The organism is Solidesulfovibrio sp. (assembly GCF_029978005.1).
Taxonomy (GTDB): domain Bacteria; phylum Desulfobacterota; class Desulfovibrionia; order Desulfovibrionales; family Desulfovibrionaceae; genus Solidesulfovibrio.
Genome location: NZ_JARKOZ010000095.1, coordinates 85,807 through 107,613, shown reverse-complemented (window position 1 = coordinate 107,613; position 21,807 = coordinate 85,807). Strand labels below are relative to the sequence as shown.

The 21,807-nt window shown below is 67.7% G+C and carries 22 protein-coding genes and 1 pseudogene; 4 read left to right on the top strand and 19 right to left on the bottom strand.

The window, feature by feature from the left end; translation table 11 throughout:
• A pseudogene (locus tag Q1K70_RS11550) lies at positions 1 to 874 on the bottom strand (malate synthase G); the annotation flags it as partial.
• A gap of 201 nt (positions 875 to 1,075) precedes the next feature.
• Positions 1,076 to 1,696: a nitroreductase family protein gene (locus tag Q1K70_RS11545; RefSeq protein WP_300159496.1), complete on the bottom strand. Its 621-nt coding sequence runs from the start codon at positions 1,694 to 1,696 to the stop codon at positions 1,076 to 1,078.
• 185 nt (positions 1,697 to 1,881) lie between these two features.
• Here Q1K70_RS11545 and Q1K70_RS11540 point away from each other — a divergent pair, with 185 nt between their 5' ends.
• On the top strand, positions 1,882 to 2,799 hold the full coding sequence (locus Q1K70_RS11540) for an AraC family transcriptional regulator (protein ID WP_300159493.1): 918 nt from the start codon (positions 1,882 to 1,884) through the stop codon (positions 2,797 to 2,799).
• On the opposite strand, the gene Q1K70_RS11535 is transcribed toward Q1K70_RS11540, so the two are convergent.
• Positions 2,796 to 3,551: a TlyA family RNA methyltransferase gene (locus Q1K70_RS11535; RefSeq protein WP_300159490.1), complete on the bottom strand. Its 756-nt coding sequence runs from the start codon at positions 3,549 to 3,551 to the stop codon at positions 2,796 to 2,798. The two genes, Q1K70_RS11540 and Q1K70_RS11535, sit on opposite strands and share 4 nt — an antisense overlap.
• 141 nt (positions 3,552 to 3,692) lie before the next feature.
• Positions 3,693 to 5,030 carry a sigma 54-interacting transcriptional regulator gene (locus tag Q1K70_RS11530; protein WP_300159487.1) on the bottom strand — a complete coding sequence of 446 codons (1,338 nt, stop codon included), beginning with the start codon at positions 5,028 to 5,030 and terminating at the stop codon, positions 3,693 to 3,695.
• 205 nt (positions 5,031 to 5,235) lie between these two features.
• On the opposite strand from Q1K70_RS11530, the gene Q1K70_RS11525 reads away from it, so the two are divergent.
• Positions 5,236 to 5,805 (top strand): hypothetical protein, encoded by a 570-nt coding sequence (locus Q1K70_RS11525; protein ID WP_300159485.1) that lies wholly within the window; start codon positions 5,236 to 5,238, stop codon positions 5,803 to 5,805.
• A 323-nt stretch (positions 5,806 to 6,128) separates the two neighbouring features.
• Here the strand turns inward: Q1K70_RS11525 and thrC are convergent, their stop codons facing one another.
• The 7 genes from thrC to rpsF form a co-directional block, all read right to left on the bottom strand.
• Positions 6,129 to 7,580, bottom strand: a complete 1,452-nt coding sequence (gene thrC, locus Q1K70_RS11520) for a threonine synthase (RefSeq protein WP_300159483.1) — start codon at positions 7,578 to 7,580, stop codon at positions 6,129 to 6,131.
• 16 nt (positions 7,581 to 7,596) lie between these two features.
• Positions 7,597 to 8,103, bottom strand: coding sequence for a DUF456 domain-containing protein (locus Q1K70_RS11515; protein ID WP_300159480.1), 507 nt, complete (start codon positions 8,101 to 8,103; stop codon positions 7,597 to 7,599).
• The gene (locus tag Q1K70_RS11510) at positions 8,100 to 9,398 is read right to left on the bottom strand and encodes a phenylacetate--CoA ligase (RefSeq protein ID WP_300159441.1); all 1,299 of its coding nucleotides are present in this window, start codon (positions 9,396 to 9,398) and stop codon (positions 8,100 to 8,102) included. Before Q1K70_RS11510 ends, Q1K70_RS11515 begins: the two co-directional genes overlap by 4 nt.
• Before the next feature lie 200 nt (positions 9,399 to 9,598).
• The gene (dnaB, locus tag Q1K70_RS11505) at positions 9,599 to 11,056 is read right to left on the bottom strand and encodes a replicative DNA helicase (protein WP_300159438.1); all 1,458 of its coding nucleotides are present in this window, start codon (positions 11,054 to 11,056) and stop codon (positions 9,599 to 9,601) included.
• Positions 11,028 to 11,573 (bottom strand): 50S ribosomal protein L9, encoded by a 546-nt coding sequence (rplI, locus tag Q1K70_RS11500; RefSeq protein ID WP_300159435.1) that lies wholly within the window; start codon positions 11,571 to 11,573, stop codon positions 11,028 to 11,030. Before rplI ends, dnaB begins: the two co-directional genes overlap by 29 nt.
• A 12-nt stretch (positions 11,574 to 11,585) precedes the next feature.
• Positions 11,586 to 11,843 (bottom strand): 30S ribosomal protein S18, encoded by a 258-nt coding sequence (gene rpsR, locus Q1K70_RS11495; protein WP_029459286.1) that lies wholly within the window; start codon positions 11,841 to 11,843, stop codon positions 11,586 to 11,588.
• Positions 11,844 to 11,846: 3 nt separating this feature from the next.
• Positions 11,847 to 12,155, bottom strand: a complete 309-nt coding sequence (rpsF, locus tag Q1K70_RS11490) for a 30S ribosomal protein S6 (RefSeq protein ID WP_300159431.1) — start codon at positions 12,153 to 12,155, stop codon at positions 11,847 to 11,849.
• A 199-nt stretch (positions 12,156 to 12,354) separates the two neighbouring features.
• Between rpsF and Q1K70_RS11485 the strand changes: the two genes are divergently transcribed.
• Positions 12,355 to 14,466 (top strand): SpoIIE family protein phosphatase, encoded by a 2,112-nt coding sequence (locus Q1K70_RS11485; RefSeq protein WP_300159428.1) that lies wholly within the window; start codon positions 12,355 to 12,357, stop codon positions 14,464 to 14,466.
• A 12-nt stretch (positions 14,467 to 14,478) separates the two neighbouring features.
• Here the strand turns inward: Q1K70_RS11485 and Q1K70_RS11480 are convergent, their stop codons facing one another.
• Both Q1K70_RS11480 and Q1K70_RS11475 read right to left on the bottom strand, forming a co-directional pair.
• Positions 14,479 to 15,273 carry a nitroreductase family protein gene (locus Q1K70_RS11480; protein WP_300159425.1) on the bottom strand — a complete coding sequence of 265 codons (795 nt, stop codon included), beginning with the start codon at positions 15,271 to 15,273 and terminating at the stop codon, positions 14,479 to 14,481.
• A 274-nt stretch (positions 15,274 to 15,547) separates the two neighbouring features.
• The gene (locus Q1K70_RS11475) at positions 15,548 to 16,081 is read right to left on the bottom strand and encodes a nitroreductase family protein (RefSeq protein WP_300159422.1); all 534 of its coding nucleotides are present in this window, start codon (positions 16,079 to 16,081) and stop codon (positions 15,548 to 15,550) included.
• A 495-nt stretch (positions 16,082 to 16,576) separates the two neighbouring features.
• Here Q1K70_RS11475 and Q1K70_RS11470 point away from each other — a divergent pair, with 495 nt between their 5' ends.
• Entirely contained in the window at positions 16,577 to 16,981 is a 405-nt protein-coding gene (locus Q1K70_RS11470; protein WP_300159419.1) for a response regulator, read from the top strand.
• 210 nt (positions 16,982 to 17,191) lie between these two features.
• On the opposite strand, the gene Q1K70_RS11465 is transcribed toward Q1K70_RS11470, so the two are convergent.
• The 6 genes from Q1K70_RS11465 to Q1K70_RS11440 all read right to left on the bottom strand — a co-directional run bounded on the left by Q1K70_RS11465 (position 17,192) and on the right by Q1K70_RS11440 (position 21,670).
• The gene (locus Q1K70_RS11465; protein ID WP_300159416.1) at positions 17,192 to 17,434 is read right to left on the bottom strand and encodes a hypothetical protein; all 243 of its coding nucleotides are present in this window, start codon (positions 17,432 to 17,434) and stop codon (positions 17,192 to 17,194) included.
• Positions 17,435 to 17,714: 280 nt separating this feature from the next.
• Positions 17,715 to 17,999 (bottom strand): RNA-binding protein, encoded by a 285-nt coding sequence (locus Q1K70_RS11460; protein WP_300159413.1) that lies wholly within the window; start codon positions 17,997 to 17,999, stop codon positions 17,715 to 17,717.
• Positions 18,000 to 18,424: 425 nt separating this feature from the next.
• Positions 18,425 to 20,128, bottom strand: a complete 1,704-nt coding sequence (locus Q1K70_RS11455; RefSeq protein WP_300159410.1) for a dynamin family protein — start codon at positions 20,126 to 20,128, stop codon at positions 18,425 to 18,427.
• 20 nt (positions 20,129 to 20,148) lie between these two features.
• Positions 20,149 to 20,787, bottom strand: coding sequence for a hypothetical protein (locus Q1K70_RS11450; protein ID WP_300159408.1), 639 nt, complete (start codon positions 20,785 to 20,787; stop codon positions 20,149 to 20,151).
• Positions 20,788 to 20,899: 112 nt separating this feature from the next.
• Positions 20,900 to 21,235 (bottom strand): STAS domain-containing protein, encoded by a 336-nt coding sequence (locus tag Q1K70_RS11445; RefSeq protein WP_300159405.1) that lies wholly within the window; start codon positions 21,233 to 21,235, stop codon positions 20,900 to 20,902.
• Between the two features lie 18 nt (positions 21,236 to 21,253).
• Positions 21,254 to 21,670 carry an ATP-binding protein gene (locus Q1K70_RS11440; RefSeq protein WP_300159402.1) on the bottom strand — a complete coding sequence of 139 codons (417 nt, stop codon included), beginning with the start codon at positions 21,668 to 21,670 and terminating at the stop codon, positions 21,254 to 21,256.
• Positions 21,671 to 21,807: the final 137 nt, after the last annotated feature.

Here is a 21,807-nt window from a genome sequence, read left to right as displayed (position 1 = left end):
GGTTATGGTAGGCCAGCGCCTTGTCCGGGCCGTCCACCACGGCCACGGAATCCTCGCAGTCGAGGATGGTGGTCACGGCGGCTTCGAGCAGCACGTCCTTGAGGCCCGAGGGACTGGCTTTGCCCACGGGATGGTTGCGGTCGAAAACGAGTTCGATGTGCAGGCCGTTGTTGCGAAGGAGCACCTGCGTCGGCGCCGCGGAATCGCCCACGTGCCCGGCAAAGCGCTCGGGGCGGGCCAGACCCGTGGTCTGGCCGTTTGCAAAGGAAACGGTGAGCGTGCCGTCCGCGACGGCATACGCGGTCACGTCGGCGTGGCGGCCGAAGGCCAGGGGCACGGCCATGTCCAGGAAGCTTGCGGCGTAGGCGACCACGGCCGCGCCGCGCGCCGGGTTGTAACCCGGCCCTTTGGCGGCGTCTCCGGTTTCGGGGATGACGTCCGTGCCGTAGAGCGCGTCGTAGAGGCTGCCGTAGCGGGCGTTGGCGGCGTTTATGGCATAGCGCGCGTTGGTGATGGGCACCACGAGCTGGGGACCGGGGATGGAGGCGATTTCCGGGTCCACATCGGCGGTTTCTATGGCGAAATCCGGGCCTTCGGGGAGCAGGTAGCCGATGCCGGCCAGGAAGCATTTGTAGGCTTCGGGATCATGGGGTTGTCCGCCGCGTTCCTTGTGCCAGACGTCGATGGCGGCCTGCATGGCGTCGCGTTTGGCGAGCAGTTCGCGGTTTTTCGGCCCGAGCGTGGCGACGATGTCGGCCAGGGAGGCGAAGAAGGCTTCGGGCGCGATGCCGGTTGCGGGGAGGATTTCCCCGGCGATGACATCGTAGAGCATTTTTTCGACGGACAGGCCGGCGACGGCGATGCGGTCTGACATGGGCGACGCTCCTTGCTGCTGCGGCCGTGATCGGCCCCGGATGGGGCAACGTCGCGGCAGTGTACGGTATTTGGCCGCTCGCGCAAAGGGGGGACGGGATTACGGGGTCATTTCATGAATTCGCTTTCAGGAAGCGGCAAGGCAAAGGTTAGCTTTGGCGAAGCGGGGCCGGCGGCGGTACCCGCCGCCGGCCTGTCGCCGTTATTTGAGCACGATCTCTTCCATCGCCTTGCGCTTGCGCGGATACACCTCCGGCTCGTCGGGATGGCCCACGGCCAGGATGTTCACAATGCGCATGCCTTCGGGGATGGCGAAACGCGCCTTGATGTTCGCCTCGTCGAACATGCCCACCCAGCACGTGCCAAGGCCCATCTCCACGGCGCGCAGCATGAGGAACGCCTCGGCAATGGCCGTGTTCATGGCGCAAGCGCCGAACTTGGCCTGCTCCGCCGCCTCGGCCTCGCGCGCCACATAGGCGTCGATGCCGTCCATGGGCTCGCCCGTGATGATTTTGCCGTCGCGGTAGAAAAACGCCGCGGACTGCGAATCCTTCACGTAATGGGCCAGATCGGCGCAGCAGATGAAGATGGCGGCCGCGCCGGCCAGCCAGCCCTGCCTGCGCGAAGCTTCGCTGGTGCCGAACCAGGCGATGTCCGCCGGGGCCGTCACCACCTTGAAGCGCCAGGGCTGGGAATTGAGGCTCGACGGCGCGCTTCTGGCCGCCTCCAGCAGTTCGTGGATCTCGTCCTTGGTCAGCGGTTCCTTGGCAAAGGCGCGCACGCTGTGGCGCGCGGCGATGGCTTCCTTGACGCCCATGCTCATGATCGCGTCTCCTTGTTGGCGTGTATCGGGCGGACGTCCCGTCCGCCACGCCCTCGTCCTACCCCGCCGACGCGCCGGCACCAAGGCGGGTTTCTGTCGCCGGCTTGCCTGATCCTGCGAAATTTCGCATTTTCAGCTGCAAGAAACGCCGTTTTGCGGCAACTTGCCCCCAGGGAGCGCCACGAATGACGCCATCGACCGAAACATCCCGGGAGCGCCTGGCCGGGCTTCTCGCCGTCCAGGCCAGGCGCGACGGGTTTTCCGACTCGCCCCTGCCCGGCGTGCGCTACGCCAGGGCCGTGAGCCACTATCCGCTGGCCCCGGCGCTCTACGAGCCGTCCGTGGTCATCCTGGCCACGGGGCGCAAGCGAGCCTTGGTCGGCGGCGCGGTCCACAGCCTGGACCCGGGCCACTACTGGGTGGTGGCGGTGCCCCTGGCCTTTTCCTGCGAGACCTTCGCCACGGCCGACGCGCCGCTTTACGGGCTCTCGGTGCGGGTGGATCCGGCCGTGCTCGGGGAACTGTTGCTGGAGATGGATGACGCGCCCGGAGACGCGTTCGGCGCGCCATCCGAGCCTGCCGACGCCGTGGGCATGCGGGCCATGCCCATGACGGCGCACATCGCCGACGCGGCGGCGCGGCTGGCCGAGTGCCTGGGCGCGCCGGACGAGGCACGCATCCTGGGGCCGGGCATCGTGCGCGAGATCGTCTTTCGGGTGCTGCGCGGCGGCCAGGGGCCGACGCTGCGGGCCCTGGCCGCGCAAAACGGCCGGCTGCGCGCGGTCTCCCGGGCGCTGCGGCGCATCCATGCGGATTTCAAGGACGAACTGGACGTCGAGTCGCTTGCCCGCGAGGCCCACATGGGGCTTTCGACCTTCCATCACGCCTTTCGGGCGGTCACGGCCACGACGCCGCTGCAATACGTGAAGGCCGTGCGGCTGCACAAGGCGCGCGCCCTGCTGGCCGAGCCTGGGGCCACGGCGGCCGAGGCCGCCCAGCGCGTGGGCTACGCCAGCGCTTCCCAGTTCTCGCGGGAGTACAAGCGGCTCTTCGGCGCGCCGCCGTCCGAGGAAATCGCCCGCCTGCGGGGCGCGGCGGGCTAGGACGAGCGGACGAACGCCGCCAGATATTCCTGGTTGCCCTTGGGGCCCTTGACCTTGGACGGCACGACGCCGATGGGCGAGAGCCCCAGTTCCTGGCGGGCGAAGGCCGTCACCTTGTCCACGGCTTCCTGGCGGAAGGCCTCCTCGCGCACCACGCCGCCCTTGCCCACCTTCTCGGGCGTGAGTTCGAACTGGGGCTTGACCAGCGCCACGACAAGCCCACCGGGCTTCAGGAAAGGCAAGAGCGCCGGCAGCACCTTGGTCAGCGAAATAAACGACAGGTCGGCCACCACCACGTCCACGGGCTCGGGCAGCAAATCCGGCGGCGCGTGGCGCAGGTTGACGTTTTCCATGGAGACCACGCGCGCGTCGGCCTTGAGCTTCTCGTGCAGCTGCGCCGTGCCCACGTCCACGGCGTAGACCCGGGCCGCGCCGTGCTGGAGCAGGCAGTCCGTGAACCCGCCCGTGGACGCGCCGGCGTCCAGAGCGACCAGGCCCGAAACGTCCAGGGAAAAAGCCTCCAGGGCCGTTTCGAGCTTGCCCCCGCCCCGACTGACGTAGCGCTCCCCCGCCTCCAGGGAAAAGGCCGTGCCCGTCGGAAACATCCGCCCGGGCTTGTCCACGGCCGCCTCCCGGCCGTCCGCGACCACGCGCACCAGCCCGGCCATGATCAGCCGCTTGGCCCGCTCCCGCGTGTCCGCCAGCCCCTGTTCGAAAACGAGCTGGTCCGCCCGTTGTTTGTCCTTGGCCATGATGCGTCCTTGTGCGGAGGAAGACCGGGGCGCCGCCCCGGGCCCCGCCGGGGGGAATGATTCCCCCCGGCCCCCTCGGGGTGGAAAGGGAAGGAGCGGGTCAGACGCAATGTACGTCCAATAGAAGATTTTGCAGACGCATTATGCGTCCTTGTCGCACCGTCCCAGGATGCGGCGCAGGGTGTCCTTGGAAATGCCCAGTTCGCGACAGGCGGCGTTGCGGTTGCCGCCGTGGCGGTCCACCGCCTCCTGGGCGGCCTGATACCGGACCTCGGCCATGGTCCGGCCGAGCTTCGGGCCGCAGTCGCAGTCGTCGCCGCGCAGATGCTCCGGCAGGTGACAGGGTTCGATGACCCGGCTCTGGCAGAGGATCGCCGCGTATTCGATGATGTTTTCGAGTTCCCGGATATTGCCCGGGTAGCCGTAGGCCATGAGCCGCTCCATGGCCTCGGGGCTCACGGATTCGATGTTCTTCGACACGGCCATGCGGCAGCGCCCGAGCACGCGCTCGACGAGCAGCGGCACGTCGCCGCGGCGCTCGCGCAGCGGCGGAATGCGCACCACCACCACGGACAGCCGGTAGTAGAGGTCCTGACGGAACTGGCCGTCGGACACCATGCGGCCGAGGTCGCGGTTGGTGGCGGCGATGACGCGCACGTCGGCCGGCACGGTCTCCACGCCGCCCAGCGGCTCGTAGGAACGCTCCTGGAGGGCGCGCAGGATCTTGGCCTGCATGGCGTAAGGCAAATCGCCGATCTCGTCGAGGAGCAGCGTCCCGGAATCGGCCAGGGCGAACCGCCCCGGCTTGTCCTTGCGCGCGTCGGTGAAGGCCCCGGATTTGTAGCCGAAAAGCTCGGACTCCATGAGCTGCTCGGGCAGCGCCCCGCAGTTGACGGCCACAAAGGGGCCGGCGCTGCGCTGGGAGAGCTTGTGGATGGCCCGGGCGAAGACCTCCTTGCCCGTGCCGGATTCGCCGAGCAGCAGCACCGTGGAGTCGCTCTGGGCGATCTGCGGCAGCATGCGCACGATCTCGGACAGATGCGGATCGCGGGTGCCGAAGTCGTCGAGCGGCTGCAACCCGGCCAGACGGCTGACGAATCCTCCGCCGGACAGGTCGCGGAACACCTGCACACCGCCGATGACCGTGCCGCCCGTGGCCCAGATGGGCGCGACGCTCACGCACACCGGCACGTCCGGGCAGCCGTTGCGCTTAAGCGTCACGATGCGGTTGGCGATGGGCCTGGCCTCCTCCATGGACTGGCGCAGCACGCAGACCGTGCGGCAGTTGGAGACCCCGAACACCTCCCGGCAGGTGCGGCCCACGGCCTCGGCCGGGTCCATGCGGGCGATCTCGCCGGCGGCCAGGTTGCAGTAGCGCACGATGAAGTCGCGATCCACGGCGAACACGGCGTCGGCCACGTTCTCCAAGGCAAAGGCGCTGGCGTCGTCCCCGGGAAACACATCAAGGGGTCGCTTCATGCAAACTCCAAAAACAACGTCGTCCGCCGCCGGCCTCCCCCTTCAGGGAAGCGGGAATCGCCCCGGCGGACGCAAAAATCGTCCTTACCATACATTAAGAAGAAATCAAAAACAACAACATATTGAAATAATAGATTTTAAAAAACGGCATGAAAAGTGCTTTTTTTCTCAAATAATCACGCCCCGCCCTCCAAGGAGAAACGATATGGACCTGACTCTTACCATCACCGGCCTGTGCTGCGATCTGGCCCTGCATCCGGTGGACGACGAGAACGCCGCCCGCGTCTGCCGGCTCGGCGAGAACCTCTACAAGACCAACTCCCTGGAATGGTGGCGGGCCAACGGCAACAACACCTGCGGCATGCGCCTGACCCGGGATTCCGCCATCGTGGCCGCCTGCGACAGCGGGGCCATGGACCTCGACCCCGGCCATGTGGCCACGGCCGCCGTCGAACTCACCCAGCGCGAGCTGCTCACACGCCCCGAGGACAACGTCTGCCTGCTCGGCTACGACGACGAGGTCTGCTCCCGGAGCTGGACCTGGCGCGACGTGACCGCCTGCGACGCCGAGCGCTTCCGGTTTCTGGTGCAGCGCTGGGACCGCATCCTCGGCGAGGCCGACTATCTGGTCCTTGAGGACGTGTTCTACGACGGCCGCCCGGCCGACAGCGCCACCTGGGGCGAGAGCCAGGGATTTTCCTTCCGCGAGCCCATGGTCGTGCCCATGGACGTCGTGCGCCAGGAGCTCGGCTCCTGCGCGAAGGAAGCGGCCTGACGCCGCGGCCGTGACGGACGGCGAAAATTTTGCCGACGCAAACCACGAGGAACCGACACCAACGTCAATCCAGGGATCGTGGGACCTGACCCCTCCCGCGCCCGTTCATCGGCGAGGCCTCCGCCCGACACCCTGCCCTCCTTCAGGGAGGAGACCCTCGCCGATTCTTTTCCCCCAGCCCCGCCGGTCGCCCCGAGGCAACAACACCAGCCGAGGGGTCCCCGGCGGGACTTGTTTTTCCGAAAGCGCCGGCACGGCCCAAAAACGACGCCGGCGCGGGAAGGGCCTTCCCGCGCCGGCGCTTGTTTGGTCGTAAAAGCCCGCTATTTGCGCGAAAGCCCCAAGGCCTCGACGATGGCCGCCGCGGCCTTGGCCGTGTAGTCCCCGGGGGATAGGGCCGCCTTGTCCGCGTCGGTGAGGATGCCGCGCGGCCGATTGACGAACCTGGCGTCGGGCGTGATGCCGTAGGCCGCCGGGAAGCTCCCGTCGTAATACATTTCCTGGAAGCCGATGAACTTCAGGTGATGGGCCGTGGCGTCGAGGATCGATACTTCCGAGGGCTCGACCAGGCCGAGTTCCCGGGCCTTGATGAGACCGGCCAGGCATTCGCCGCCCTGGGTGCAGCTGATGTGGCCGTGGCGGTTGGCCGTGAGCATGCCCTCGATGATGGCCTGCTCGGTCACCTGGATCACCTGGAAGCTGCCAGGGCCGCCGATCTTTTCGTATTGCTCCACGAAATGGGCCACGCGCGGAAAGGACACCGGGTTGCCGATCATGGCCGCCTGGGCCACGGAGGGCGTCACGGACACGGGCTCGTAATGCCGCTTGGCCGGATCGGCTTCGTCGTAGTAGCGCCAGACCGGGTCGGCGTGGTGGGACTGGACGCCGAAGATGCGCGGCAGGGAGCGGATGACGCCGAGCTTCTTGAGCTTCAGGAAGCCGCTCATGATGGCCGTCACGTTGCCGGCGTTGCCGATGGGCACGAACACGCACTTGCGGTAGGTGTCCCAGCCGAACCACTGGGCCACCTCGAAGGCGTAGGATTCCTGGCCCAGGATGCGCCAGGCGTTTTTCGAATTGAGCAGCGCCACCCGGTAGTTGTCGGCCAGGTGCTCCACCACCTTCATGCAGTCGTCGAAGACGCCCGGCACCTCGATGACCGTGGCCCCGCTGCCGAGCGGCTGGGCCAGCTGCTGGGGCGTGACCTTGCCCTTGGGCAGGATGACCACGGACTTGATGGGCCCGCCGACGTAGGCGGCGTAGAGCGCGGCCGAGGCCGAGGTGTCGCCCGTGGAGGCGCACACGGTCAGCACCGAATCCCAGGCGTTGACCCGCACGAGGTGCTTCAGATAGCTGAAGGCGCAGGCCATGCCCCGGTCCTTGAAGGAGGCGCTGGGGTTCTGGCCGTCGTTTTTGTAGAAGAAGGGCACGCCCACGGCCTCGGTCAGGGCCTCGTTGGCGGCCACGAGCGGGGTGTGGCCCTCGCCCAGGTAGACGATGTCGCCCTCGTCCATGACCGGGGCCATGAGCTCGTAGTAGCGCAGCACGCCGCGAAGGGCCGTCACGCGCGTCGCGGCCCGCTTGTCGAACAGCGACTGCCAATAGCTGGCCGGGTATTCGAGCAGGCTGTCGAAGGTCGTGTCCTCGAGGATGAACACGCCCCCGCAGTGCGGGCAGGTGTAGTAGAGCTCCCGGATATCGAACCGGGCCTGGCAGCCCAGGCAGACATACTCCATCTTGCCCCGGTAGGCCGGGAAATCGCTGACCGTGATCATGCCGCTTCCTTTTCTCTTAGGCCGGCCACAAGGCCCTGGCCGTGGCCACCCACATGACGACGCCGCAGGCCACCTTGGCCGTCATACCGAACACCTTGCCGTACATGGCCCCCATGGCCGCCCGGCGGGCCTCGGCCCCGGCGCGCCCGTGGGCGCGCTCGAAGACATAACAGCCGACAAACGCGCCGGCAACGGCCCCGAACAGGGCTCCCAGACCGAGCAGAAAGGGCGCGCCGAGAAGCGCCCCGGCAAAGGCCCCCAGGAATCCGCCCAGGTTGCCCTTGCCCGTGGCCCCGTATTTCTTGGCCCCGAAGACCTGGGCGAAAAGCTCCACCGCCTCGCCGGCCAGACCCACGCACACGAGCATGGCGTAAAAGGCGAAGCCCAGATGCGGCGCGGGATGGAAATAGTCCCACAAGGCCACCAGTCCAAGGAGCAGCCAGTTGGCCGGCAGGCCGAGGACGTGCAGCGTCAGGCAGCCGAGAAGGAGCAGCAGGAAAAGAACGACGAAGGCGATGGTCACGCACCCTTCTCCCGGTTGTCGATGACGCGCGTGGCCTTGCCCTCGGACTTGGGCAGGGAGTTGCGCTCCACCAGCTCCACCTTGGGCGTGACCAGTATCTCGTCGCGAAGCCGCGACACGATGCGCTTTTGCAGGGCGCCCAACTGCCGCATGTCCTCCACGAAATACTCGTCGCGGATCTCCACCTTGACCCGGATGCCGTCGATGAACCCGTCCCGCTCGAGCACGATCAGGTAGTTCTGGCCCACCTCGGGCATGGCCATGAGGATGCGCTCGATCTGCATGGGAAAGATGTTGCACCCCTTGACGATCATCATGTCGTCGCAGCGCCCGTGCAGCCGGTCGATGCGGCGATGCTCCCGGCCGCAGGGGCAGGCCCCGGGCAGAAAGCGCGTCATGTCGCGGGTGCGGTAGCGGATGATGGGCATGCCCTCGCGCCCGAGGCTCGTCATGACCAGCTCCCCCAGTTCGCCGTCGGGCACGGGTTCGCCGCTGGCCGGATCCACGATCTCGGCCAGGTAGGCGTCCTCCCAGACGTGCATGCCATGCTGTTCCTGGCACTCGAAGGCCACGCCCGGCCCGTTCATTTCGGACAGGCCGTAGGAGTTGTAGCACTTCATGTCGTAAAGGGCCTCCAGGCGGCGGCGCGTCTCCTCGGTGTAGGGCTCGGCCCCGACCAGGGCGATGCGAAGGGGGAGCGAGCGCGGATCGACGCCCATCTCGGCGAAGACCGTGGACAGGTACAGGGCGTAGGACGGAATGATGTGGATGCCCGTGACCTTGAAGTCCATGAGGAGCTTGATCTGGCGGTGGCTGTTGCCCGCGCCGGCCGGAATGGTCAGGCAGCCGAGCTTCTCCGCGCCGCAGTGGATGCCGAGGCCTCCGGTGAAAAGGCCGTAGCCGGACATGTTCTGGAAGACGTCGGTTTTTCGCAGGCCGACCATGTGCATGCAGCGGGCCATGAGCGAGGCCCACCAGTCCAGGTCGTTTTTGGTGTGGTAGATGACCGTGGGCGTGCCGGTGGTGCCCGAGGAGACGTGCATGCGCACCATCTCGCTTTGGGGCATGGCCAAGAGCTTGTCCGGGTAGCTGTCGCGCAGGTCCTGCTTGGTGGTAAAGGGCAGGCGCTTCACGTCGTCGAGGCTGGCCAGGCCCTCGGGATCGACGCCGCACTCCTTGAAGCGCTTCGCGTAAAACGGCGACCCGGCCGCCTGCTTGAGCGTCTTTTTCAGGCGCTCAAGCTGCAACCGCTCGATTTCCGGCCTCGAAAGCCCTTCCGCTGCATCGTAATACACGGCCGCTCCTTTATTGATTGAAGGAAAGGCAGGGAAGATGTGGGGAGGAACCCCCCTCCTCCCCCCAAAAACTTTCAACGTGATACACGCCGCCCCGGCCTCTCGTCCATGCCGGGCGGACGCCCGCAGGTGGGGAGGTCCAGGAGGGGGTCACCCCCTCCTGGCCGCCGGAGGCATCTTCCCTCCTCCCTCGCCCCGCCTTAGCCGAATCCCAGTTCGGACGGGGGCGGGATGTCGGAGAGGTTCTCGAAAGCGGTGGATTCCTTGAAAAAGGTCAGGCGCACCATGCCCGTGGGCCCGTTTCGCTGCTTGCCTATGATGATTTCGGCCACGTTGTCCTCGGGCGTGAGCTCTTCCTTCTTTTTGTAGGCCGCGCCGCGGTAGAGGAAGATGATGACGTCGGCGTCCTGCTCGATGGCTCCGGACTCGCGCAGGTCGGACATCATGGGTCGCTTGTCGGCGCGCTCCTCGACCTTGCGGTTGAGCTGGGAGAGCGCGATGACGGGCACGTGCAGTTCCTTGGCCAGGGCCTTGAGGCTGCGGGAAATGTCGGAGATCTCCTGCTCGCGCGAATCGATGTGGCGCGAGGCGCGCATGAGCTGGAGATAATCCACCACGATGAGCCCCAGGCCATGCTCGGCCTTGAGGCGGCGGCAGCGGGCGCGCAGGTCCATGGTGGTGATGGCCGGGGTGTCGTCCACGAAGATGGGCGCGGCCGAAAGATGGTTGGCGGCGTCGTAGAGCTTGGCCCAGTCGTCGTCGTCCAGGCGTCCCCGGCGCAGCTTGGCCAGGTCCACCTTGCCCCAGCAGCAGAGCATCCGCTGCATGATCTGCTCCATGGACATTTCCAGCGAAAAGACGGCCGTGGGCACGCCGTGCATGGCCGCGCCGCGCATGGCCACGTTCATGGCGAAGGCGGTCTTGCCCATGGAGGGCCGGCCGGCGATGATGATGAGGTCCGAGGGCTGCAGCCCCGCCGTGTACTCGTCGAACTGGTAGTAGCCGGTGGGCACGCCGGTGACCAGCTCCTTGTTCTCCATGCGCTTTTCGATCTGCTCGAAGACGCGGGTGACGAGGTCCTTGGAGGAGTGCAGGCCCTTGGTGGTGCGCGAGTCGGCGATGGCGAAGATGGCCTGCTCGGACTCGTCCAGGAGCTTTTCGGTTTCCTGGCCGCCCTCGTAGCAGCGGCTGATGATGTCCACGGCCGCGCCGATGAGCTTTCGCTGCACGGCCTTTTCCCGGACGATGCCGGCGTGGTGCAGGGCGTTGGCGGCGGAGATGGTCGAAGCGGTCAGATCGGCCAGGTAGGCCGGTCCGCCGACCTCGTCCAGGCGGCCGGAGGCGCGCAGGGCCTCGGCCAGGGACACGAGGTCGATGGGGGCGTTCTGGCGCGAGAGGTCCAGGATGGCCTGGTAGATGAGGCGGTGGGCCGGGGAGTAGAAATCGTCCTCGCCGACCAGGTCGACGAGATTGAACAGGATGGAGTTCTTGAGCAAAACCCCCCCCAGAACCGCCTGTTCGGCTTCGAGGTTCTGGGGGGGGACTTTTTTCAGGACGTCGGAGGAGACCCGCTCCAGGGCCTGCCCGGTCAGCGGCTCGCCGCTTCCGACAAGGCCGGAAGTCTTGGAATTACGCGGTTTCTTCCTCGGACTGTCCACTGGCTTCGGCGGCTTCGACAGCTTCGGGGGCGGAGGCTGCCGGCGCGGCGAGGGTTTCTTCTTCCTCGTTCCCGCCCTGGCGCACGACGGTCACGTTGACCACCCCGCGCAGCTCGGGCAGGAGCTTCACCTGGACGGCGTACTGGCCGAGCGCCCGGATGGGCTCGTCGAGGACGATCTTCTTGCGGTCGATCTCGACGCCGGCCTCGGCCAGCTTGTCGGCGATGATGCCGGAGGTGACCGATCCGTAGAGCTTGTCGCCCTCGCCCACGCGCACCTCGATGACGATCTCCGCGGCGGCCAGCTTGTCGGCCAGGCTCTGGGCGGCGGAGGCCAAGGCGTCGCGCTTGGCCTGCAGTTTCTTGCGCTCGTTTTCGAAGCGGCGCAGGTTGGCGTCGGTGGCCAGCATGGCCAGGCCCTGGGGTATCAGATAATTGCGGCCGTAACCGGGCTTGACGGCGACCTTGTCGCCAAGGCGGCCCAGGTTTTCCACGTCCGCGCGCAAAATCAGTTCCATGGCGTCCCTACCTTACATTTTCTTGAGGTGCTCGGCGCTATGGGTGGCCGTGTAGTACAGAAGGGCCATCTGCCGGGCGCGTTTGATCTGCAGGGTCAGGCGACGCTGACACTTGGCGCAGGTGCCGGTGATGCGCCGGGCGATGATCTTGCCCCGCTCCGTGACGAAATCCTTGAGGATGTCCGGGCGCTTGTAGTCGATGGGCAGGTTCTTGTTGGCGCAAAAGCGGCAGAACTTCTTTTTCGGGGTGAATTTCTTCTTGAACGCCATGGCTTAGGCTCCCTCGGGCACGTACTTGTCGGCGAGCTTGACGGTGACGAACTTCATGATGCCGTCGGTGATGCGCACGATACGCTCGAATTCGGCGATGGCCGGGGCCGGGGCGGCGAATTCGAAACGGGTGTAATGACCGCGGGTCTTCTTCTGGACGGGGTAGGCCAGCTCGCGCATCCCCCACTCGTCCACGGCCAGCATGGCGGCCTTTTCGCGCTCGAGAACGCCCTTGAGGTTCTCGAGGATCTCCTGCCGGTTGTCGGCCGCGAGCTCGGGAGAGAGCAACAGCAGCGCTTCGTACTTCCGCATGATTCCTCCTTGTGGTCTGTGGCCCTTTCTCCCGGGCGCGGCCCATCGGAAAGAGCAAGGCGAACGGGAGTCGTTACCTTCGACGCCCCGGGCTGTCAAGCGGTTCCCGCGCCTTCTTGCCAAACGGCGAGGGCCGACATAGAAGTCGTGACGGCATCTCCGGCCTCGCGCCGCGCCGACGGCCGCTCCCGAGGAATCCATGCGCATCCGCACCAAGCTCCTGCTCGTCCTGCTGACCCTGGCCGTGCCGCCGCTTCTGGCCGTGAGCTTCTACGCCGTGTACGAGGGGCGGCTGCTCGGCCGGGAGCTGGCCGCCCGGGCCGCCGACGCCTACCGCCACGCCGCCGAGCAGGAACTGGCGCTCATGGTCGACCTCATCGGCGAGGATCTCAACGACAACCGGCGGATGATGGAACTGTCCCTGGCCTTCCTGGCCCAGGCCACGCGCACGGCCCTGACCGCCCGTCCCCTGCCCGGCGCGGCGGCGCGCACCGTCGAGGAGTTCGACGCCGCCGGCGGCCTGCCCCCCGGCCTGGGCCCCCTGCCGGACTACCCTGTGCCGGCCACGGCCGACACCCTGTCCATGAGCCGCCCGCAAGGCGTCGCCGCGCCCTTCCCGACGGAAACCGCCGCCCAGTTGTCGGGCCTTGCGCCCACCATGCGCACGCTGCGGCGCAAGCTCGCCGAAAACATGCTCTGGGCCTACGTCGCCCTGCCCGACGGGCTCATGGCCTCCTACCCCGGACACGGCCGCATGCCGGAAGGCTACGATCCGCGCGACCGGCCCTGGTACAAGGAGGCCCTGACGCACCGGGAGGCGGCCTGGACCATCCTGGTGGACGCCTCCACGGGCAAGCTCACGGCCACGGCCTCCATGCCGGTTCTCGACCGGGACGGACGGCTCCTGGCCGTGGCCGCCATCGACGCGCCCATCGAGACCATGCTGCCGGAAAGCGACCTGTCCCGGCGCTGGGGCCAGGGGGTCAAGGCGCTCATCGTGCGCGCCGCCGAGGCCCGCAACGGCCAGGGGATCGAGGTCGTCGGCACCCAGAACTTCATGGACGCGGCCAAAAGCTGGAACACGGTCCCCGTGCCCGAGCAGCTCGCTTCCTCGGACCCCGGCGACGCGGCGCGGCTGGCCCGGGCCATCGTCTCCAAGCAGGCCGAGCAACTCGGGCTGGAAATGGACGGCCAGTCGTACTTCGCCGTGTTCAAGCCCTTTCCGGACACCCTGGCCGGCTTGCTCGTGCTCGTGCCGCGCGAGGCGGTGCTGCGCCAGGCCGACTCGGCCGAGGCCTCGATCCTGGATCGCACGCACGGCATGCTGGCCGTGGTCGTGGGCGTGAGCCTCCTCGCCGTGGCCGGCGCGGCCGTGCTGGCGAGCTTCGGGGCCCGGGCCGTCACCCGGCCGGTCACGGCCCTGTGCCGGGCCGCCGGCAAGCTGGCCCAGGGCGACCTGGACTCCCGCGCCCCGGTGTCCGGCCGCGACGAGCTGGCCGAACTGGCCGACTCCTTCAACGCCATGGCCCCCAAGCTGGCCGAGCGGCTGCGGCTCAAGCAGGACATGCTGCTGGCCATGGAGGTGCAGCAAAACCTCCTGCCGAGCAGTCCGCCCCTTCTGCCGGGGCTGTCCGTGGCCGGCTCCACCCGTTTTTGCGACGAGACCGGCGGCGACTACTTCGATTTCCTGAAAATGACCGGGGACGGCCGGGGCGGCCTGGACGTGATCGTGGGCGACGCCACCGGACACGGCATCGCGGCGGCGCTGTTCATGGCCACGGGCCGGGCGCTGTTGCGGGCCGGCCGGGCGGCCAGGTCGGACCCGGCGGCCCTGCTCACCCTGGCCAACGGGCTGCTGTGCCAGGATACCATGGATTCCGGCAGGTTCCTCACCCTGTTCCACCTGCGCCTGGCGGACGGGGGGCTCGCCCCGCTCGGCCATCTGGAATGGGCCCGGGCCGGACACGACCCGGCGCTCGTCTACGATCCGGCCACGGACGCCTTCGAGGAGCTCATGGGGTCGGGTCTGCCGCTGGGCGTCTTGCCCGACTATGCCTACGAAGGTCAGACCCGCCCGGGACTTGCCCCGGGGCAGGTGCTGGCCCTCGGCACGGACGGCATCTGGGAGGCGCGCAACCCCGCCGGCGAGATGTACGGCAAGGACCGCTTCCGGGAGGTGCTGCGCGCCCATGCCAAGGCCCCGGCCGCGGACATCCTGGCCGTCGCCCACCAGGACGTGGCCGATTTCCAGGCCGGGGCCCCCCGCGACGACGACATCACCCTGGTCATCGTCAAGGCCGAACCCGCCTGAGGCAGGGACTTCCTACAACCAGCGCGCCTGCACGGGATTGCGCGGCGGCACCCCGGCGAAACGGGCCTTGGGGTAGCCGAGCATGAGCCCGCCGTGGACCCTCTGGCCCTCGGCCAGACCCAGGGCGGCACGCAGGGCCGGGTCGTCGTTGGCGGCGAAGGTGAGCAGCCCGGCCCAGCAGGTCCCGAGGCCGCGCGACACGGCGGCCAGTTCCATGAAGGTGAGCGCGATGCCGCAGTCGGCCGCGCCGAAGGGCGCGTCGGCGTCGGTCCAGGTCACGGCCAGGGCCGGCGCGCCGCGCAGGAAGCAGTCGCGGCCGAGCTTCCACAAGGCGGAATACTTGGGCCGGGTGCCCTTGGCCGCGAAATAGGCTGCGGTGAGTTCGGCCAGTTCCCGCACCTTGGCCGGATCGATGGTGACGATCCAGCGGATCTCCTGGACGTTGGAGGCCGTGGGAGCGTAGCGGGCGACGTCGAGCAGCGTGTCCATGAGCTCCCAGGAGACGGGCTTGTCCTTGTAGGCCCGAATGGACCGCCGGCCGCGCAGCATCCCGTCCACGACGTCGGGCTCGGGCCAGGACCGGATGTTCTCGAGCACGCCCACGCTCGGGTCCACGGCGCTGACCCGGCTGTTGGCCAGCGCGCCGTGGGGGCACACGGCCACGCAGTGCCCGCAGGCGTTGCACACGGCCGGGTCGGCGGCCACCGGGCCGCCCTCGGCGCCGAGTTCCAAAGCGCCGCTCGGGCACTCCACGACGCACAGGCCGTCCTTCCTGCATTTGGCGGCATCCACTTCGATCAGTTCCATCCCGAACCTCCTTGGGGGCGTTGCGGTCGTAAGGGCGCAAAAAGGCCACGGACCGACACTAGCGCGGCCGGGACGCTTTGCAAGAAGGCACGCCCGGGTGGCGTGGGCACCGGGAGGAAACCGTGGCGAGGGAAAAATTCGGGGCAGCGGCGGCCGGACCCGGAGGCAGGGGGACGGGGCCGGCCGACGGTCCCTTTGACGTGAGGGGACCCGTTATGCGCGCGTACGGGTCGGCGCGGCGGTCCGCGCCAGCAGTCCGATGCGATGTTTCAAACTACAACCAGATGATGCGGGTTCCGGGAGCGGCGCCGACATGGGCCTCGCGCGAGCCGGGGTAGCCCAGGAAGAGCGCGGCGTACACCGTGGCCGAGGAGGGAATGGCCATGGCGGCGGCCAGTTCCTCGCAGCCAGCGGCGGCGCGGACCATCTCGCCGGCGAAGCACACGCCAAGCCCGAGCCCGGCGGCGATCCATTCCATGCGGGCCACGGCCAGGGAACAAGCGGCGGCCGCCGCCGCGTCGTCGGCGGGACCGAAGGCCACGGCCATGTGCGGCGCACCGCCGAAGATCACTTCGCGCGCCTTGGCGTCGGGCCCCAGGCCGTCGGCCAGGATGCCCTCCCGGCGCAGCCAGCCGGCGGCCAGGTCGGCCGCGTTGTCCATGGCGGCGGCGGACTCCAGCATGACGAAACGCGCCCGACCGGACGATTCGCCCGGAACAGGGCGGCAGGCGGCGGCGACGAGGTCGCGCAGCACCCGCATGGGCACGATGCGGTCCGCGAACACCCGCACGTAGCGGCGGCTTTTCATGAGCTCCGTCTGGGCCTTGGAAGCGACGCCGGTCCAGGAGCAACGACCGGAGGACGGATTGGCCAGGCCCGGCAAAAGGTTGTCGTCGCAAAAGCCGACGTTGATACGAAGCGAACCGCGGGGGCTCCCTTTGCCGACCGGGGCCGGGACCGGCGCAGGCTGCATCTTCGCCGCGGCCGGAGTCGCGGCCGGCGCGGCCGGAGACGCATCCTGGGCCGGTTTTCCGGCCGTGGGCGGACAGATGAAGGGAACGCCCCTGATATACATGACGTTACGTGCCGTTCCATTGCCTTTTCCCTGCATGTGTTCCATGAGAGACTCCTTTGAGGCTCTTTGGCCTTATGCATGGGCCTACGCGCAAACTCCCGGCCGCACAACGTCCCGAATTCCGCATGAAACGTGACCAGGCACAACGTGACCGCTCGTCCCTCCTGTTTTTTCCTTGAGAAAGACAGCCGTCTACGGTATGGATTTTTCCAGAAAAAGGGGGAGCCCATGCGGGTGCTAGTCGTGGACGACGACCCGGCCAGCCGGCACGTGCTGTCGGCCCATCTTTCCGGCCTGGCCGAAACCGTCCTTTGCGAGAGCGGCCTGGAGGCCGTGGAAAACGCGACCCGAGCCATCGAGGCCGGGACTCCCTTCGACGTCGTCTTCCTGGACATCATCATGCCCCACATGGACGGCCACGAGACCCTCGTCCGGCTGCGCGAGGTCGAGGACCGCGCCGGCGTGCCGCCTGAACAACGGATGCGCGCCGTCATGGTCACGTCCATGGACGACGAGACCAACACCATGACCGCCCTGTTCGACGGCCAAGTGGCCGCCTACCTCATTAAGCCGCCAAACCGCTCGGAACTTCTGGAAAAGCTCGTCACCCTCGGCCTGCTCTCCCTGGAGTGACCCATCGCCTTGCGCTTCGTTAATCGCAAATCTATTTTATCAATAAACAGGTTAGCGGATCCGCCATGCCCCTCGCCCCTTCGCGAGGGCCTGCCTGCTGGCCGTGCTTGCGCTTGGCCCCGCCCGCGTCGGTTCGCCGGATATGGGCCGCGACTCCGACAACGTCGCGGCCCTGGTCGTGGTCGAGTGCGACGGGGGCAACCAGTGGGCTTACTTGGAGGCGTCTTGAATGATCCGTATTGTTTCCGCCTTCCGCGACTCAAGGATGAGCAGAAAAACATCTGAACCTTTTTGTCTCCGGTCCCACCACTCGGGCTCGGCCAGGGCGAGGATCGCCTCGGCGACGACGTCCCGTTTTTCACGGGGCACGGCTCGAAGGCGGGTCAGGCACAGCTCTTTCGCCTCGGCCATCTTGTCCGCGATGCTCGCCCGTTTCGTGGCTTCAATTTTCATGATGCTCCTTTGAGCTCGGTCGATTTCTTTTGCGGATATGCCGGCCCGAGCGAGGCGACGTTCCGAATCGCCAGCGCAACGACAACGGGAAAGCCGGCGAGGCGGTCCGAACGGGACGTCCCCCGATCCCTGGGCAAGAAGGCTTTGGCTGCCGCAAGCGCGGTTCATCGGATTCCTGCCGATCAAGGCTTCCCCATTGTCGTCGGTTGATCATAAAAAACAAAGGGCCAGGAACCAGTCCTGACCCTTTCTTTTCGGGATGCGCGCTGGGGCTTTCGGCCTACCAGCGGCGATCTCCGCGGCCACCGCCGCCGGAACGGGGTTTGTCTTCGGCCTCGTTGACTTTCAGATTGCGGCCACCGAAATCTTTGCCGTCCATACCTTGGATGGCCGCCCGGGCGCCTTCGTCGTCCATCTCGACGAAGCCGAAACCGCGAAGTCGGCCGGTTTCCCTATCGGTAATGAGGTTTACGCTGATGACTTCTCCGAAAGTGGAGAACTGGGTACGGATGTCTTCCTCGGTGGAATTAAACGACAGGTTCCCGACATAAAGTTTCTTGGACAAGGGTTTTCGCTCCCGTTTTGGGCATGTTTTTTCGCATTGCTTGGAACTATTCACCGGGAGACGCCCAAGATCCAAAAAAAGTATGCTCGTTTAAGGTCAGAATAACAATATACGCACAGTCTGGAGAATGTAAAGCCAAACCCTATAAAAATATAAAAATGAACACGGTGTGTTTTGTACGGGCCTCCTGATCCTCGACGAGGCTCGTAGCGATCCCCGGAGGGCGGTGTCGGCGGGTATCAGGCTCGACGGCGCGCCGGGCCCGGGAGGCCATCGCCGCCCTGCCGCCGCCCGGGACGCCGACGACGCTTTCGGGACTCAAGCGCGGCAAGGACTTCCGCCTCGACGCCTCCGTTTCCATGCGGGGCGCGACGTGGCCACGGCCCTGGCCTGGCCGGACGGCAAGGGGGGAGACGGGCCGGACGTCAGCTCGGGTCGAAGCCGACCAGGGCCTCGGCCAGGGCGTCCCGGCGGGCGGCGATGTCGTCGAGGGAGCCCCGGCGGGCGGCGATGTCGTCGAAGAAGGGCTTAAAGCGCGACTCCAGCTCCCGAAAGACCCGGTCCAGCCGGGCCGAGAGGCGTTCGTCGAGTTCCAGGCGCAGCCGCTCGCCCCCGGCGGCCAGGCGGCGGCGCATCTCCCGCAGCACGCGCGGGCGCTGCCAGTAAAGAGCGCTGCCGGCGAGCAGCGCGCCAAGGGCCGCCACCACGCCGCCGGTCACGTCGAGGACCGTGCCCTTGACTGCCACGGCGAAGATGGTCCCCAGCACCACCAGCGCTCCGCCCAGGGTGGCCTTGGGGTCCATGCCCGTGACGCTGCCCGGGTCGATGCCGGACAGGGGCCCGCCGTCGGCGAGCAGGGCTTCCACCCGCTCCACCGCCTCGGCCAGCACCCGTTCCCGCTGCTCGCCCAGGGCGTCGGCCGGGATGGCCTCGCCGTCGCGACGCCGGCGCAGCTCGTCCAGGAGCATGCGCACCGAACCGCTCACGCTCTCGAACACATGTCCGGCCCCCTGGCGGGCGATCCCCTCCACCTCGCGCTCCAGGTCGCGGGCGAAGACCTCGCCGAGTTCCCGCAGGCGCGCGGCCGGCCCGGCCGTGTCCTTGCGCCGCAGCATGCCGGCCAGGGAGCGGCCGAGCATGCCGCCGAAGCTCAGTTCGCGGGCGAAGGCCGCCTCGAACTCGCCGGCCAGCCGGGAATAGGCCGCCTCCACCCGGGCGCGCAGCACCTCGGCCTCGCGTCCGGCGGCCTGCCGGGCGGCTTCGAGCCGTTTGGCGATGCGTTCGCCTTCGGCCACGTCGGCCTCGAGTTCCCGGGATCTGGCCTCCAGGGTATGGGAAAGCTCGGCCAGCACCCGCTCGGCCGAGCGGCGCACGGCCTCGAGCTTGGCCGCGAAATGGCCGCCCGAGGCGGTCAGCTCGCGGATGTGGCGGCGGATGGCCTCGATGCCGCCGGCCTCGGGATCGGTCAGGCTTTTCGTGGCGGAAACGAGAAAGATGCGGGGATCGGCCAGGCCCCGGCCCGCGGCCAGTTCGCGCAGGCGTGAGGAATTGACCGCGATCTGCTCGTCGCTGGCCAGGTCGGCCTGGGTCAGGGCGAAGGCCACGCCGCGCCGCCAGGTGTCGGCGGCCAGGTCGAAGAACTCCCAGGCAGAGCGGGAATAGGGATTGAGGGCGGAAAAGACGAAGAGAACCAGGTCGGCCCGGGGAATGAACTCCTCGGTGATCTCCTGGTGCCGGTCGATGATGCTGTCCACGCCCGGCGTGTCCACGATGGCCAGACCGTCGAGGATGGGATTGTCCAGGGCGACGCGCACGACGAGCGGTCCGTCGGGCGTCTCGCCGGGGACCTCGCCCCGGCGGATGATGCGGATGCGGTCCGTGCAGGGGTCAGGGGCGACGTCCGTGACGGTCGCGCCGAGCAGGGCGTTAATCAGGCTGCTCTTGCCGGTCTTGACCTCGCCGACCACGACGAAGAGAAACGGCTCCAGGATGTGGGCGGCGAGCTCGTCGGCGACCTTTTCCAGGTCCGCCCGGCCGCAGCGGGCCGTGAGTTCGCCAAGGCGGCCCACCAGCCCGGACAGGGCGGCGCGGCGCTCAAGAAAACGCGATTCGAGCAGCGAAACAGTCACGTCGTCTCCGGGCCCGCCCGTCAGCGGGGCAAAAACCAGTCCAGGCCCAAGGCCTCGGCGTTCATGGCCCCCCGGGCGTTCTTCTCGTCGGCGGCCGAAATCTTCTTTTCCGCGGCCCGGCACAGTTCCTCCTCGCGCACCATGGAGGTGGCGGCGATGCGGATGGAGTTGCCGTCCGTGAAGGCCCCGTCGTCGCCTTCGTAGTGCATGAGGATCAGGCTCACCGGCTCGCCGCTTGGCGAGCGCAGGCCCCATTTCCAGGTGCGCAGGGTGCCGAAGGCGTTGCCGCGCCATTCCTTGGGCTCGCCGTAGCGCTTTTTGAGGGCTTCCATGATCTTGTTGAAAAAGGCCAGGGACTCGTCGGCGTAGTTGAGCTTGACGCGTACCACCCGGCCGGGCTTGGCGCAAAGCCCCACGTCGACGTAGCCGCTGCGAAAACCCGGCAGCGGGGCCACGGGCACGACGCCGAGGGAGGGACGCTGGGGCGAGCGGTCGACGGTGGTCGAGGCAAGCTTGCCGGACAGCTCGTCCACGTTCTGGCCGAGCCGGATGCCGGCCAGTTCCGAGGGACCGCCGGCGGCCAGGCCGGCGGACGCCGCGAGGCACAGGGCCAGGGCGGCGGCCAGGGCGCGCGGCAGGAGGCGTGAGAGGGCATGCATGGCGGCGGCTACTCCCCGGGGACGGCGCACCCCCGGTGTTCGTGTCGTGCGTCCCGGCTCCCTGCGTCCGAAGCCCGGGCACACGGCTTGAAGGGTTGTTGCCACGAAAAAGTTAGGCGAAATGGCCCAGAGCCTCCTCCTGAGTGGCGTAGATGGGAAAAATCTCCGTGTAGCCGGAAATCTCGAAGACTTCCTTCATGTAGTCCTTGATGGTGGACAGCACAAGCTTGCCCTGGGTCTTTTTGAGCTGCTGCAAGGCGAGCAGCAGCACGCGAAGCCCCGTGGAGTTGATGTAGTCCACGTCCTTGAAGTCCATGAGGACCTTTTTCTTGCCCTGGCCGAGAATCTCCATGACCTTGTCCTCGAGCACCTTGGACGTATTGCTGTCCAGGCGGCCGCCAAGCTCCAGCACGGTGACCTCGCCGCTCTCCCTTTCCACCAGTTGCATGTCCCCACCCCTCTTGCGTTAATCGATGTCTTTTTCAAGTATCAGACGATTGGCCCCGTTCACCCGTTCGTAGGCGACCCGGTCCATGATCGTGCGCACCAGATGGATGCCGAGCCCGCCGACCTGGCGCTGCTCGGGCTCGGAAACGAGGTCCGGAGCCCCGGCCGTGAGCGGATCGAAGGCGCGGGCGTCGTCCTCGATGACGAAGCGCAGGCGGCCGCCCTCCTGCCCCATGGCCACGGAAATGACGTGGTCCCCGTCGTCGCCGTAGCCGTAATTGATGATGTTGGTGATGAGTTCGTCGAGGACCAGGCGGACCTGGAAGCGCAGCTTGGCGGGGAGGCCGTGGGCCTCGCCGAAGGCCTCCACCGCGTCGGCCAGACGGTCGAGCTCCAGCAGCCGGTTGTCGAGTCGCAGGGAAAAGCCCGGTTCCATCCTGACCCCGAAGCCCGGGGCGGCGCGAAGCCGCCCCCGGCCAAAGGCGTGTTGTCCGCCTCTGGCGTCCTGGCGGGACGCCGCGCGGCGGCAGACGGCAGGCTCCCCTCTGTGCGCCCCGGTCCGCCGGGACACAG

Coding starts and splice junctions, on each gene's coding strand:
- Q1K70_RS11545 (WP_300159496.1), bottom strand. CDS start 1,696: ATGAGCATGGGCGTCAAGGAAGCCATCGCCGCGCGCCACAGCGTGCGC.
- Q1K70_RS11540 (WP_300159493.1), top strand. CDS start 1,882: ATGACGCCATCGACCGAAACATCCCGGGAGCGCCTGGCCGGGCTTCTC.
- Q1K70_RS11535 (WP_300159490.1), bottom strand. CDS start 3,551: ATGGCCAAGGACAAACAACGGGCGGACCAGCTCGTTTTCGAACAGGGG.
- Q1K70_RS11530 (WP_300159487.1), bottom strand. CDS start 5,030: ATGAAGCGACCCCTTGATGTGTTTCCCGGGGACGACGCCAGCGCCTTT.
- Q1K70_RS11525 (WP_300159485.1), top strand. CDS start 5,236: ATGGACCTGACTCTTACCATCACCGGCCTGTGCTGCGATCTGGCCCTG.
- thrC (WP_300159483.1), bottom strand. CDS start 7,580: ATGATCACGGTCAGCGATTTCCCGGCCTACCGGGGCAAGATGGAGTAT.
- rplI (WP_300159435.1), bottom strand. CDS start 11,573: ATGGAACTGATTTTGCGCGCGGACGTGGAAAACCTGGGCCGCCTTGGC.
- rpsR (WP_029459286.1), bottom strand. CDS start 11,843: ATGGCGTTCAAGAAGAAATTCACCCCGAAAAAGAAGTTCTGCCGCTTT.
- rpsF (WP_300159431.1), bottom strand. CDS start 12,155: ATGCGGAAGTACGAAGCGCTGCTGTTGCTCTCTCCCGAGCTCGCGGCC.
- Q1K70_RS11485 (WP_300159428.1), top strand. CDS start 12,355: ATGCGCATCCGCACCAAGCTCCTGCTCGTCCTGCTGACCCTGGCCGTG.
- Q1K70_RS11480 (WP_300159425.1), bottom strand. CDS start 15,273: ATGGAACTGATCGAAGTGGATGCCGCCAAATGCAGGAAGGACGGCCTG.
- Q1K70_RS11475 (WP_300159422.1), bottom strand. CDS start 16,081: ATGAAAAGCCGCCGCTACGTGCGGGTGTTCGCGGACCGCATCGTGCCC.
- Q1K70_RS11470 (WP_300159419.1), top strand. CDS start 16,577: ATGCGGGTGCTAGTCGTGGACGACGACCCGGCCAGCCGGCACGTGCTG.
- Q1K70_RS11465 (WP_300159416.1), bottom strand. CDS start 17,434: ATGAAAATTGAAGCCACGAAACGGGCGAGCATCGCGGACAAGATGGCC.
- Q1K70_RS11450 (WP_300159408.1), bottom strand. CDS start 20,787: ATGCATGCCCTCTCACGCCTCCTGCCGCGCGCCCTGGCCGCCGCCCTG.
- Q1K70_RS11445 (WP_300159405.1), bottom strand. CDS start 21,235: ATGCAACTGGTGGAAAGGGAGAGCGGCGAGGTCACCGTGCTGGAGCTT.
- Q1K70_RS11440 (WP_300159402.1), bottom strand. CDS start 21,670: ATGGAACCGGGCTTTTCCCTGCGACTCGACAACCGGCTGCTGGAGCTC.